We start from the raw sequence: 13,103 nt of genomic DNA on the forward strand, positions 1-13,103 counted from the left end.
GCTGGCCAGCTTTGATCACGGCGGCCAACGGCGGCTGATCGCCTCAGTGGACACAACCAATTTTGTGACACGAATTCACCCGTACGAGTTTTCCATTCCGTGGGTTCACCAGCATTTGCATGCCGAAGTCAGATACGGAGCAGCATCCGTGCATGGAGAGTTCTGGATACGACGGAACACCGTCGGCAGAGACGATTTTGTCTGGCACTGAGGTCGTCTTCACGGCGGACTTCGCATCTACCCGTCAATGGGTGGCAGGGCGTTCGTGGGCATATCCGAACGGCGGACCGATCAACCCCGGTGACAACAAGCTGGATCACCTGACGGCGGACCCCGCCTACAGCCGTTCGGGCACCTTCCGTGCCACCCGCCGCAAGGACGGCCGGTGGGACACGGGCCTGCTGACCACGGAGGGGAGCGAGGAGGACTTCACCGTCCGCGCGGGGGATGTCCTAGAGGCACGGGTCAGGTTGCCGTACGAGGTCGGGGCATGGCCGGCCATCTGGACCTGGCGGGACGGCGACCAGGAGATCGATGTCTTCGAGTACCACCCCGACAACGCCGACCTCCTGGAGCTGACCAACCACGTTCGCGGCAGCAACCTCTACTACCGCGACCCCGCCATCGGCCCGGGCACGTGGGTCGATCTTCGCGTCGAGTTCGGTCCGAGGTCCGTGATCTGGTGGGTGAACGGCAGTCGGGTGTTCGCCGACCGCCGAGGTGTGGGACGTTCCTGGCACGCCTACCTCATCGTCAATCTGTCGGTGTGCGCAGGCCAATACCACCCCCCACCGGAACCCCACGTCAAGGAGATGTCGTACAAGGTCGAGCACCTCGCGGTGCGGCGGCCAGTCGCACTCTTGGAGGCACTGTCCGACGAATCCGAGGAGGTGTCCGACAACGACGGACCGTGAGCCTGCGGGGCGACGGAGATGTTCCGCAGGTGCCAGTCGTGAGTCGGCCACGCAATCCTGGATCAGTCTCACCAGAGCATGGCCAAGGTGCTTCTGGGGAGGCGGCAAGGCAGAATTCGTGCAGGTCACTGAACTGCCCCAGCAGGTCTTCCTCGGGCCGTCGACGGAAATGTCCGTCCCATGACCGATCAAGGAAGCGGCCTCGCTGTCGTCGGTCGGCAGACAGGTCCCCCGTCAGTTGCCACCCGGTCACCACCGAGTCTCACCGAAACCTGCGGTGCCGCCGGTACGGCCGAAAGATCTGAACCAATACCGGGAATCAGGCCGCGACGAGCTCCTGCTCGCGGTCCGGCGTGTTGACCTTGGGCTTCTTGTTCGGCAGTGAGAGCCGGAAGACCTTGTGCCACGCGGAGAACACCTGCTTGGGCAGCGGCCCGGTGACGTACTCCAGCTCGTACTTCTCGAACAACGCGCGCACCTTCACCGCGACCTCGGCGTACCGGTTGCTCGGCAGGTCCGGGAACAGGTGGTGCTCGATCTGGTGCGACAGGTTGCCGGTCATGAAGTGCATGGCCTTGCTGCCGCTGATGTTCGCCGAGCCCATCATCTGGCGCAGGTACCACTGGCCGCGCGTCTCGCCCTTGATCGACCGGCGCTCGAAGACCTGCACACCCTCGGGGAAGTGCCCGCACATGATCACCGAGTGGGTCCAGATGTTGCGGACCAGGTTCGCGGTGAACGTGGCGGCGAGCGTCGTGAGGAACGACGGGCCCGACAGCAGCGGGTGGATCACGTAGTCCTTGAGCACCTGCTTGCGGATCTTGCGGCCCACGGCCCTGGCCCGCGCGCGGAACTCCGGGTTCTTGCGGCGGCGCTTGTGAAGGTTCTTGCCGAGTTCCAGGTCGTACGCGGCGATGCCGTACTCGAAGAAGCAGGCGTTGATGAAGTTCCACAGCGGCTGGCCGAGGTGGAACGGGTGCCACCTCTGGTCCTCGTCGACGCGCATGATGCCGTAGCCGAGGTCGTTGTCCTTGCCGATCACGTTGGTGTACGTGTGGTGCAACTCGTTGTGCGAGTGCTTCCACTGGTCGGCCGGCGAGACGTGATCCCATTCCCAGGTGGTGGAGTGGATCTTCGGGTCCCGCATCCAGTCCCACTGGCCGTGCAGGATGTTGTGGCCGATCTCCATGTTGTCCATGATCTTCGCGACGGACAGACCGGCGGTGCCGATCAGCCACGCGGGCGGGAAGATCGAGAACAGCAGCACGCCCCTGCTGACCAGCTCGAGCTTGCGCTGCGCCGAGATGACCTTGCGGATGTACGCGGCGTCTTTCTCGCCGCGGTCGGCGATCACCTCGTCGCGGATCGCGTCCAGCTCGCGGCCGAGCTCCTCGATCTGCTCCGCGGTCAGGTGGGCGGTGGGGTCGATGGCGGTCAAGGTGCTCCTACCGTTCGATGTCGCAGGGGCCCGCCGCGGCGGACACACAGGTCTGGATGAGGACGCCCGGCTCGGCCTCGGTGATCTCGCCGGTGCGCAGGTCGCGGACGGCGCCGGCCTTGAGCGGCGTGACGCAGCCGAAGCAGATGCCCATACGGCACCCGGACGGCATGAGCACGCCGGCCTCCTCGCCGACGTCCAGCAACGGCGTGGCGCCGTCCGCGTCGACGGTCTTGCCGGTGGTGCTGAACGTGACCTCGCCGCCGTCGCCGGCGACAACGATGCTGGGGCGGAAGCGTTCGGTGTGCAGGCGCTCTCGGACGCCGTGCTCGGTCCAGTGCTCCTCGGCGGCGTCGAGCAGGCCCGCGGGCCCGCAAGCCCAGGTCTCGCGCTCGGCCCAGTCGGGCACGAGTTCGTCGAGACGGGCGATGTCGAGCATGCCGTCTGTGTCGGTGTGCACCTCGGTGAGCCGCAGCTTCTTGTCCGCGACCAGGTCGTGCAGTTCGTTGCGGAAGATCACGTCTTGCGGCTGTGGCGCGCAGTGGACCATGACGACGTCGTCGAACTCGATGTCGCGCAGCATGCCCATCACAGGCGTGATGCCGCTGCCGGCCGTCAGGTAGAGCACCTTGGCGGGCTTGGCCTGCGGCAGCACGAAGTCACCGGTCGCCTGGTCGAGCTGGATCAGCGTGCCCGGTTTCGCCCTGCGGACCAGGTGGTTGCTGACCTTGCCGTCCGGGATCGCCTTCACGGTGATCGTGACGCGGCCGTCCTGCCGGTTTGTCGGGGAGGTGACCGAGTAGGCGCGCCACAGGCGCACCCCGTCGACATCGACCCCGATCCGCACGTACTGACCGGCTGTGTGGCCGCGCCAGCCCCGTCCCGGCCTGATCACGATGGTCGCGGCGCTACCCGTCTCGGGGTGCACGGCCTCGATGCGCCCACGCAGGTCAGCGCCCGCACGCAGCGGGCTGACCAGGTCGAGGTAGTCCGACGGCAGCAGCGGCGTCGTGACCATCTCCAGTAGTTTCCACGCCCTACTGCGGAGGGCTGCACTCGTCATGACTCCAGCTTGATGCGCCTCAGGGCGTAAAGTCCTGTCCGCAGGACGTAAATCTGGTCGGCTGAATTGTTCGCAGGGAACAAAACATGAGCCATGCAATCCGGAGGGCCACCGAGCTGGCCCTGGATGAGACGACGGTCACCGCACTTCGGGCCGCGCTGAAGACCACCGCCGACGAGGTCGTCCAGGCGATCATCGACGAGGTCCCTCCCTACGCCAACGCCCTTTCGGGCCGCATGGGCGGCACCATCCGCCGAGCCGTCCGCACCGCCCTGGGGCACTACCTGGACCTCGCGAGCGGGAAGGCCACGGGCGGCGACGCCGGTGACGCAGCTTACGAGCTGGGCCGCGGCGAGGTGCGCGACGGCCGTTCGATGGACGCCCTGCTCAGCGCCTACCGCGTCGGCGCCCGCGTGGCCTGGCGATGCCTGGCCGCGGGTGCCGTACCCGCAGGCCTGCCCGCCGCCGACGTCGCCAAGTTCGCCGAGCTGACCTTCGCCTACATCGACGAGCTCTCCGCCGCGAGCGCCGCGGGCCACGCCGACGAACTGGCCGCCTGGGGCAGGGCCCACGAGCGCCACCTGGAACACCTGGCCCGCGACCTCCTCGCCGACGCGAGCCCGGACGTGCTGCTGGCCTCTGTTCAACGGGCCGGGTGGCAGCCTCCGGTTTCACTGACCGCGGTCCTGCTGCCCGCCGCCCAGGCCCGGCCTGCCTACCGCGCGCTCGACCCGAGCACCCTCGTCCTCGACGATCTGCCGGACGCCACCGGTGTGCTGCTCGTCCCCGACGCCGACCGGTCACGTCTCTTGAGGCAGCTGACCGACCGCGCCGCCGTGGTCGGCCCGGCTCGGCCATGGACTCGTGCGTCCGCCTCGTACGCACGAGCCGTACGCGCGCGCTCCCTCTCCTCTGATATTCGCGACACCGAGGACCACCTGCCGGAGCTGGTGCTGAGCGCCGATGTGGACGCGTTCGCAGACCTGCGTGCCCGAGCCCTCGCACCGTTGCGGACCTTGCCTGTCGCCACCGCGCGGCGACTGGAGGAGACGTTGCGGGCGTGGCTGCTGCACCAGGGCAGGCGGGACGAGGTGGCGGCGGCGTTGTTCGTCCATCCCCAGACCGTCCGGTACCGGATGTCGCAGCTGCGGGAGCTGTTTCCGGATCTCGGGTCGCCGAACCGGGTCCTAGAACTGACGCTGGCGGTCGGTCTTCGGGGCAGCTGATGCGTTCTTCGACCGTCCACGACCGCGTCCGCGAGCGGTCCAGGAATCATGTCTCGTCCTCGGTGCGAACAGCTGGCTCATGCGGCCCGGGGAAGAGCGGTATTGCTGAGCTTACCCGCTGCCCTCTCGCAAAGCATTCATCGAACGCTCGGTCACGCGCGCCACGGGACCCAGGGCTGAGACGCTGACGACCAGTTTCCGCGACCGGTAGTAGTCGATGACCGGAGCGGTGGAGCGATGGTAGACATCGAGGCGTTCGCGGACCGTTGCCTCGGTGTCGTCCTGTCGCTGGTGCAGTTCGCCGCCGCACAAGTCGCAGAGCCCGGGTTCACGTGGTGCGTTGTACATCAGGTGGAAGATGTGACTGCCGTCGTTCCGGCAGATCCGTCGGCCCGTGACCCGCCTGACGGCCTCCTCCTGCGGCACCTCCAGGTCCAGTACCGCGTCGAGCGAGCACCCGTCGTCCTTCAGCAGCTGGTCGAGCGCCTCGGCCTGGAACACATTGCGCGGAAAGCCGTCCAGCAGGAAGCCCCTGTCGGCATCCGGCTGCTCCATACGGGACCTGGCCATGCCGATCGTCACCTCGTCGGGTACCAGCTGTCCGGCTCGCATGTACTCCCGCGCCTGCCGTCCCAGGTCCGTGCCCCGGCTGATGTTCACCCGGAAGAGGTCACCAGTGGAGATGTGCGGAATACAGAGGTTCTTGGCAAGGTGAACGGCCTGCGTACCCTTCCCGGCGCCGGGCAGCCCCACCAGCACTATGCGCATCGGTGTTGAGCCCCTTCGTCATCGTGCGGCGACTCGCCAGAGCTACGCACGCGCGGTCTTGATCTTCTCGGTGAGCTGGGGGACGACGTCGAAGAGGTCGCCGACGACGCCGTAGTCGACGAGGTCGAAGATGGGGGCCTCGGCGTCCTTGTTGACGGCCACGATCGTCTTGGAGGTCTGCATGCCGGCGCGGTGCTGGATGGCGCCGGAGATGCCGTTGGCGATGTACAGCTGCGGGGAGACACTCTTGCCGGTCTGGCCGACCTGGTTGGTGTGCGGGTACCAGCCCGCGTCCACCGCGGCGCGGGAGGCGCCGACGGCGGCGCCGAGGGAGTCGGCGAGGGCCTCGATGAGTCCGAAGTTCTCGGTGCCGTTGACGCCACGGCCGCCGGAGACCACGATCGCGGCCTCCGTCAGCTCCGGGCGCCCGGTCGACTCGCGCGGGGTACGCGCGGTGACCTTGGTGCCGGTGGCCAGCGCACCGAACGTCACGGCCAGCGCCTCGACCGTACCGGCGGCCGGGGCGGCCTCCACGGCGGCGGAGTTGGGCTTGACGGTGATGACCGGGGTGCCCTTGGAGACACGGGTCCTGGTGGTGAAGGAGGCGGCGAACACCGACTGCGTGGCCACCGGACCGGAGTCACCGGCCTCCAGGTCGACGGCGTCGGTGATGATGCCGGAACCGATGCGCAGCGCCAGACGGGCGGCGATCTCCTTGCCCTCGGCGGAGGACGGGACGAGGACGGCGGCCGGGGACACGGCCTCGACGGCGGCCTGCAGCGCGTCGACCTTCGGCACGACCAGGTAGTCGGCGTACTCGGCGGCCTCGTGGGTGAGAACCCGGGTCGCGCCGTGCTCGGCGAGGGCGGCGGCCGTGCCGGCGGCGCCGGCACCGAGCGCGACGGCGACGGGCTCGCCGATGCGGCGGGCCAGGGTCAGCAGCTCCAGGGTGGGCTTGCGGACGGCACCGTCCACGTGGTCGACGTAGACGAGAACTTCAGCCATGGGATTGCTCTCCTGCGGATTGCGAAGGCCCAAAGGGGGCGGGGCTGTGAAGGGTCGGGCCTCGGCCGGACCCACGGGTCGCGGCGGGCCACAGGGCCTTAGATGAACTTCTGGCCCGCGAGGAACTCGGCGAGCTGCTTGCCGCCCTCGCCCTCGTCCTTGACGATCGTGCCGGCGGTACGCGCCGGGCGCGCGGCCGCGGAGTCGACAGCCGTCCAGGCACCCTCCAGACCGACCTCGTCCGCCTCGATGTCGAGGTCGGACAGGTCCCAGGCCTGCACCGGCTTCTTCTTCGCCGCCATGATGCCCTTGAAGGACGGGTAACGCGCCTCACCCGACTGGTCGGTGACCGACACCACCGCCGGAAGCGACGCCTCAAGCTGCTCGGACGCGGTGTCACCGTCACGACGGCCCTTCACCACCCCGTCCTCGACGGACACCTCGGACAGCAGCGTCACCTGCGGAACACCCAGACGCTCCGCGACCAGCACCGGAACCACACCCATCGTGCCGTCCGTCGACGCCATACCGGAGATCACCAGGTCAAAGCCGGCCTTCTCGATCGCCTTCGCCAGCACCAGCGACGTACCGATCGCGTCGGTGCCGTGCAGGTCGTCGTCCTCGACGTGGATCGCCTTGTCCGCGCCCATCGACAGCGCCTTGCGCAGCGCGTCCTTGGCGTCCTCCGGACCCACCGTCAGCACGGTGATCTCGGCGTCGCCTCCTTCCCGTTGGCACTCCTCCGCGATCTGCAGCGCCTGCTCCACCGCGTACTCGTCCAGCTCGGAGAGCAGACCGTCCACGTCGTCACGGTCGACGGTCAGGTCATCGGCGAAGTGCCGGTCGCCAGTGGCGTCGGGCACGTACTTCACAGTGACAACGATCCTCAAGCTCATCTGACTTTCCTTCCAGCCGGAGTGCCGGAGTAGTCGTGGAAGCCCCGGCCCGTCTTCCTGCCGAGGAGACCGGCGTCCACCATCCGGAGCAGGAGGGGCGGTGCGGCCTGCAGCGGTTCCTTGTACTCGGCGTACATGGAGTCCGCGATCGCCTTGAGGGTGTCCAGGCCGATCAGGTCCGCCAGGCGCAGGGGGCCCATGGGGTGGGCGCAGCCGAGCACCATGCCGTTGTCGATGTCGTCGGCGGAGGCGAGGCCCGACTCCAGCATGCGGATCGCGGACAACAGGTAGGGCACCAGGAGGGAGTTGACGACGAATCCGGCCCGGTCCTTGGCGTGGATGACCTGCTTGCCCAAAGTCAGGCTGACGAACGTCGCTGCCCGGTCGCGGGTCTGGTCACTGGTCAGCAGGGACGGGACCAGCTCGACGAGGTCCAGTACCGGCACCGGGTTGAAGAAGTGCACGCCGATCACCTGCTGCGCGCGTCCGGTCGCCGTGCCGAGTTTCATGATGGGGATGGAAGAGGTGTTGGAGGCGAGGATCGCGTCCGGCCGGGCGAGCACCTTGTCGAGTGCCGCGAAGATCTCGGCCTTGACCTGTCCGTCCTCGGCCACCGCCTCGATCACGATGTCGCGGTCGGCGAGGTCGGCCAGGTCGCTGGTGAAGCCGATCCGGCGGAGGGACGTACCGCTGTCGGCCGGGGCGAGTCTGCCGCCGCGTACCGCGCGTGCCAGGGATCTGGCGATTCTTTCACGGCCCGCCTCGACCGCCTCGGGGCCGGTCTCGCTGACGAGGACGTCGAGGCCCGCGCGGGCGCAGACCTCGGCTATGCCGCTGCCCATGAGTCCCGCTCCGACGACACCCACGCGGCGGATGGGCTCGGGGGCCGCGCCGTCGGGGACGGCGTCGGAGGGGGTGCCTGACGGCTGTGTGGTCATGAGTACCTCTCCATGTGTCTGGTCCGGCCGGGCTCAGCCCCGCAGCAGGCTGCGCTGCAACTTGCCGGTGGCGGTGCGCGGCAGACGTTCCCGGATTTCGAGCCGACGGGGGATCTTGTGTCGGGTGAGCGAGGCGGACAGGAACGTCTGGATGTCTTCCAGGGAGCAGTCCGCACCCTCGGCGGGTACGACGATGGCGGTGACGACCTCTCCCCAGACGGGATCGGGCGTTCCGACGACCGCCGCTTCGTCCACGCAGGGGCACGCCGCCAGCGCTTCCTCCACCTCCGTCGGATCCACGTTCTCCCCGCCGGTGATGATCGTGTCCTTGATCCTGCCGACCACCACCAGGCGGCCCTCGGAGTCCATGTAGCCCCGGTCGCCCCCGTGGAACCAGCCATCGGCGTCGCGGGCCGCCGCCGAGTCCTCCGGCAGGCCCAGGTATCCGGCAGCCACGCTGGGGCTCCGGACGACGATCTCCCCCGTCGTGCCGTGCGGCACGGGGCGGTTGTCGGCGCCGACGATCCGGACTTCGGCCAGCGGGGCGGCCAGTCCGGCCTCGCCGGAGCAGCCCGGGCCGTCACGCGGGTCGCGGTAGGTGACGCCGGCGGCGGTCTCGGTGAGGCCGTAGGAGCTGAGGACCGGGATGCCACGGCGGTGGAACACCTCGGCGACCGGCGCCGGTGCCGCCGCTCCCCCGCTGAGGATCCAGCGCAGAGAGGACAGGTCCGCCGCTGCGAAGCCCGGGTGTCGTGCGATCAGGGCGAGCATCGCCGGTACGGCGAAGGTCACGCTGACCCGGTGCCGTCGTACGGTCGTCAGGAAGCCGTCGACGGAAAAGGTGGGCTCCAGGACGACGGTTCCGCCCTTGGCCCAGGTGTACGAGCCCACGCCGCTCAGTACCGCTATGTGGAAGACGGGTGTGGTGATGAGCGTGACGTCGTCCCGGGCCAGGTCCAGGCCCAGGAGTCCGTTGACGCAGCTCCAGAACACGTTGCCGTGGGTGAGGAGCACACCCTTCGGACGGCCGGAGGTGCCTGAGGTGTAGGCGATGAGGGCGAGGTCGTCCTCTGTCACGGGTGCCGGGGTGTCGTCGCCGACGGGTTCGTCCGGCGTCCGGTTCAGTGGGGTGTATCCGTCGGGTGGCTCCTCGTCCAGGCACAGACGGGTGACGCCCGGCGGTACGCCGCCGCCGACGAGTTTCGCGGCGCAGGGGGCGTCCGTGATCAGGACGTCCGCCCCCGAGTCCGCCAGCAGGTAGGCGATCTCGGGAGGCGTGGCCGCCCCGTTGACCGGGACGAACACGCCTCCGATGCGGGATGTGGCGTACATCAGGACGAAGACCTCCGGGCGGGAGGCGCCCGCGTAGGCGATGACGCTGCCCGGCCCGGCACCGTGCCGGCGCAACTGCCGCGCGGAGGCCACGATCCAGTCCCGCAGCTGCCCGTAGGTCCATGCGCGGTCACCGAATACCAGCGCCGTGCGGTCGGGGTGCAACTGGGCGCGGCGTTCCAGCAGCTGGCCCAGGCGGAACATGGAGCGTGATCGGGTAGGGCCGGTCATGGCGTCGGTCCTTTCAGACGTGGCGGCCGGTGGCGCCGGTTCTGCTTCGGGGATCGGTTTCGTCGGTGCGGATGACCGTGAGGTCGTGCGGTCCGTCAGGCATCGGCCGGCTCCGCGGTGGCAGGAGCGTCCGGCCGGTCCCCCTTGATCAGGACGACGGTGACCACCGCCGCCGCGACGGCGCACAGCCCGACGATCAGGTAACCGAGCGAGTACGCGTTGCCCAGGGCCTCGAAGGCGGTGTCCTTGAGCGGGTTGAACGGCACGGTCGAACCGTCGGGCAGGGAGACGGTCCCGGGGACGGCGTTCGCGCCGAGGGGGCCGGAGTTGACGGCCGCGACGGCACCCTGCACGGCCTCCTGCTGCCCGTCCGGAGCGGTCGCCGCCGAGGCGTTGAAGGTGTCCAGGGCCTGGCCGAGGGCCGGGTCGGACGCGACCTTGTCGCTGATCTCGTGCGCCGCCCGGCTGAGGGCGATCGCACCCACGACCGCCGGGCCGAGGGTGAACCCGAAGTCGCGCAGCAGGCTGGTCCAGCCGGCGGCCATGCCGGCGAGGTTGTGCGGCACGGTGTTGATCACCACGGCGGTGACCGCGGACAGCACGAACGCCACGCCGGCACCCGCCACGACGAGCGGAGCGATGAGGGGGGTCACGGACTGCTGGCCGATCGGTATCGAGGCCATCCAGAAGTCGCCCGCGCCGAGGAGCAGAAGACCACCGCCGAGGATCCATTTCGGGTCGTACCGCTCGATGAGGCGGGAAGCGATGGGCACCTGGATCAGAGCCGAGACACCGTTGAACACGATGAACGCGAGGGATGCCTTCAGGGGCGTGAAGCCCTGGATGGCGGTGAGGCGGATGCTGGTCACATAGCCGGTGCCGAGGTAGCAGAACATGCCGACGACCGTGACGATCGCCGCGACGGTGAAGTTGCGGTTGGCGAACAGGTCGAGCTGGAGCAGCGGGGACGCCGAGCGACGTTCGGCGAGGACGAAGGCGACCAGGAAGACGGCGGCCACGACGAAGCCGCCGATGACCTCGATGCTGGCCCAGCCGCTCGTGGGTCCCTGGATGACGGCGAACAGCAGGGCGACGGCGGCGACGGCGATCGTGATCTGCCCCGGCCAGTCGAGGGAGCGGCCCTCGGGCGACTTGGAGTCCTTGGCCAGGACGAAGGCGAGCACGGCCGACACAGCGGCGAGTGCGACCACGACCAGGAACGCCCACCGCCAGCCCGAGTTCGGCCACGAGCCGAACTGCGACTGCGCGACCAGGCCGCAGGCCAGGGGCGACAGCACACTGCCCATGGACAGCGCGGCCGCCCAGACGGAGATGGAACGCGCTCGGGCGCGCGGCGTGTGCGTGCCCGCGGCGATCATCGCCAGCGTCGTCGGGATCACGGCTGCCGCACCGATACCGGCGATGATCTGGCCGGTCCACAGCACGGCGAGCCGGGTGCCGTGGTCGGCCTCGGGTCCCGGCGTCAGCACGCAGACGGCGAACCCGACCGCCACCAGCACCGAACCGCCGACCAGCAGCCGACGCCGTCCGAACATGTCACCGAGCAGACCGAAGGTCAGCTCCAGGACCGTGACAGGGACGAGGAAGGCATCGGTGATCCAGGTCAGCTCGGAGGCCGAGGTGTGAAAGTCCTGCTGGAACAGGCCGTTGAGGCCGGCGGGCACGGTCAGGGCGAACTGGGCCATGAAGACGCAGAGCGCCGCCGCGATGAGCGTGCCCCGTGCCAGGGTGTCGATGCCGAGTGCCTGCTCGTTCTCCTGTTTCACCGTCGAAGAGGCGGTCTTCGCTGACGATGAGGCGGTCGGGGAGCCGGCGCCGCTTCCGACGCCGGTGTCGGATCTGGCCATACGTGGGTCCTTCCGAGGTGATGCGTGACGTGACCTGTCGGTGAGGGGGTGGCTGGTCGTGCTGGTCGTGCTGGTCAGCGCCCGGAGGCGGGTGAGATGACGAAGTTGCTGAACCCCCCGTGGCGGGAACCCACGCTGTTGATCGCGGCGTTCACCTCGTCGAGCGGGTAGACGTGGTGGCGCAGCGGCGACAGATCGAGCGAACCCGCTTCGGCCATGTCGGCCATGTCCTGTCCCTCGCCGGGCGTGAACCAGACCGATCCGCGGACGATCTGGTCCATGTCCATCATTCGGTGCAGGTCGAGGGGCACCTCCCCGGCGACGGCGCCGATGTTGACGGCGATGCCGCCGCGGCCCAGCGCACGCACGCCCTGCTGAAGGGTTTCGTGGGGCGCGCCCGGCCCGAGGGCGTCGATGTAGACGTCCACACCGGCCCCGCCGGTCTCCGCCGCGATCCACTCGTCCACCGGACCGTCGTGCAGGGAGTGCAGGCGCAGCCGCCCCGGGGCCAGCTTGTCGATCTCCGCCAGCAGTTCGCGGTCGCGGCCGGTGCCGTACAGCGTCGTGATGCCCATCGCCGGGGCCAGCAGGGCCGCGGCGATGCCGAGTGTGCCGGTGATGCCGTTGACCAGGACGCTGCGTCCCGGTCCGGCGGCGGCCTTGCGGAGCGCCGAGTACATCGTGCCCAGGTAGCCGAAGCGCGCGGCGGCCTCGAACGACACGGAGTCCGGGATGCGGACGAGCGAGGAAGCCGGAGCGATCATCTTCTCCGCGAGTCCGCCCTGGTAGCGGTCGAGCAACCGGACCGAGGTGGCCGAGAAGCCGAAGTAGCCGGCGAAGGCGTAGCTCGCGCAGTGCACGATCCTGCCGTTGCGGCAGGCGCGGCACGCGCCGCAGGTGCGGCACGGGTTGACGTACACCCGGTCGCCGACCTCGACGCCCTCGACCCCTGCGCCGACCTCTTCGACCACGCCCGCGGGGTCGAGCCCGAACACGGCCGGCAGCGGCGGCAGCGGGTTGAGCGGGAACCAAGTCGTCCAGTTACCAAGGATGTTGGCGAGGTTCGGTACGATGTTCACGGCGTGTACCGCCACCCGGACATCGCCCGGGCCCGGTGCCGGGACGGCAATCCGCTCGATCCTCATCGGCTCGCCGACGTTGTGCATTCGCGCTGCGCGCATGGTCGAGGTCATGGCCTCTCCTCGTTGAGGGCGAAGTTGTCTCCGCGTACGACAGGGCCGCGCACCGGCCAATGAGGGCAAAGAGTGCTGTCGGCCGCTGCCGCCGCGGTCTTCCGGTGGCTCCACGGGCGGCCCCTGAGCCTGGTGACGACACGGGTCGTCGGAGCTGTTCCAGAGGCGTGTGAAGAGTGGGCGAACCCGGTGTGCGGGTCGCGCGGTGAGGGCCGGAGGGGCGTCGGTGTG

General features: G+C 69.2%; 11 protein-coding genes. 2 read left to right on the top strand and 9 right to left on the bottom strand.

Going from position 1 to position 13,103, the window contains the following annotated elements; translation table 11 throughout:
- Positions 1-152 precede the first annotated feature (152 nt).
- Entirely contained in the window at positions 153-914 is a 762-nt protein-coding gene (locus OG272_RS05770; RefSeq protein WP_327730943.1) for a beta-glucanase, read from the top strand.
- Between the two features lie 319 nt (positions 915-1,233).
- Here OG272_RS05770 and OG272_RS05775 read toward each other — a convergent pair whose 3' ends face one another.
- Positions 1,234-2,352, bottom strand: a complete 1,119-nt coding sequence (locus OG272_RS05775; protein WP_327730942.1) for an acyl-CoA desaturase — start codon at positions 2,350-2,352, stop codon at positions 1,234-1,236.
- A gap of 7 nt (positions 2,353-2,359) precedes the next feature.
- Complete coding sequence (locus OG272_RS05780; RefSeq protein ID WP_327730941.1) at positions 2,360-3,415, bottom strand: ferredoxin reductase; 1,056 nt, start codon at positions 3,413-3,415, stop codon at positions 2,360-2,362.
- Positions 3,416-3,501: 86 nt separating this feature from the next.
- On the opposite strand from OG272_RS05780, the gene OG272_RS05785 reads away from it, so the two are divergent.
- The gene (locus OG272_RS05785) at positions 3,502-4,641 is read left to right on the top strand and encodes a helix-turn-helix domain-containing protein (protein WP_327730940.1); all 1,140 of its coding nucleotides are present in this window, start codon (positions 3,502-3,504) and stop codon (positions 4,639-4,641) included.
- Positions 4,642-4,752: 111 nt separating this feature from the next.
- Here OG272_RS05785 and OG272_RS05790 read toward each other — a convergent pair whose 3' ends face one another.
- The 7 genes from OG272_RS05790 to OG272_RS05820 all read right to left on the bottom strand — a co-directional run bounded on the left by OG272_RS05790 (position 4,753) and on the right by OG272_RS05820 (position 12,872).
- Positions 4,753-5,409 carry an adenylate kinase gene (locus OG272_RS05790; protein WP_405892749.1) on the bottom strand — a complete coding sequence of 219 codons (657 nt, stop codon included), beginning with the start codon at positions 5,407-5,409 and terminating at the stop codon, positions 4,753-4,755.
- A 42-nt stretch (positions 5,410-5,451) separates the two neighbouring features.
- Complete coding sequence (locus OG272_RS05795; protein WP_327730938.1) at positions 5,452-6,414, bottom strand: electron transfer flavoprotein subunit alpha/FixB family protein; 963 nt, start codon at positions 6,412-6,414, stop codon at positions 5,452-5,454.
- 98 nt (positions 6,415-6,512) lie between these two features.
- Complete coding sequence (locus tag OG272_RS05800) at positions 6,513-7,310, bottom strand: electron transfer flavoprotein subunit beta/FixA family protein (RefSeq protein WP_405892751.1); 798 nt, start codon at positions 7,308-7,310, stop codon at positions 6,513-6,515.
- Positions 7,307-8,152: a 3-hydroxybutyryl-CoA dehydrogenase gene (locus OG272_RS05805; RefSeq protein ID WP_405895987.1), complete on the bottom strand. Its 846-nt coding sequence runs from the start codon at positions 8,150-8,152 to the stop codon at positions 7,307-7,309. Before OG272_RS05805 ends, OG272_RS05800 begins: the two co-directional genes overlap by 4 nt.
- 129 nt (positions 8,153-8,281) lie before the next feature.
- Positions 8,282-9,811, bottom strand: a complete 1,530-nt coding sequence (locus OG272_RS05810) for an AMP-binding protein (RefSeq protein WP_327730936.1) — start codon at positions 9,809-9,811, stop codon at positions 8,282-8,284.
- A gap of 95 nt (positions 9,812-9,906) precedes the next feature.
- Positions 9,907-11,679, bottom strand: coding sequence for an MFS transporter (locus OG272_RS05815; protein WP_327730935.1), 1,773 nt, complete (start codon positions 11,677-11,679; stop codon positions 9,907-9,909).
- A 74-nt stretch (positions 11,680-11,753) separates the two neighbouring features.
- The gene (locus OG272_RS05820; protein WP_327730934.1) at positions 11,754-12,872 is read right to left on the bottom strand and encodes an alcohol dehydrogenase catalytic domain-containing protein; all 1,119 of its coding nucleotides are present in this window, start codon (positions 12,870-12,872) and stop codon (positions 11,754-11,756) included.
- Positions 12,873-13,103: the final 231 nt, after the last annotated feature.

The organism is Streptomyces sp. NBC_00104 (assembly GCF_045160825.1).
GTDB lineage: Bacteria > Actinomycetota > Actinomycetes > Streptomycetales > Streptomycetaceae > Streptomyces.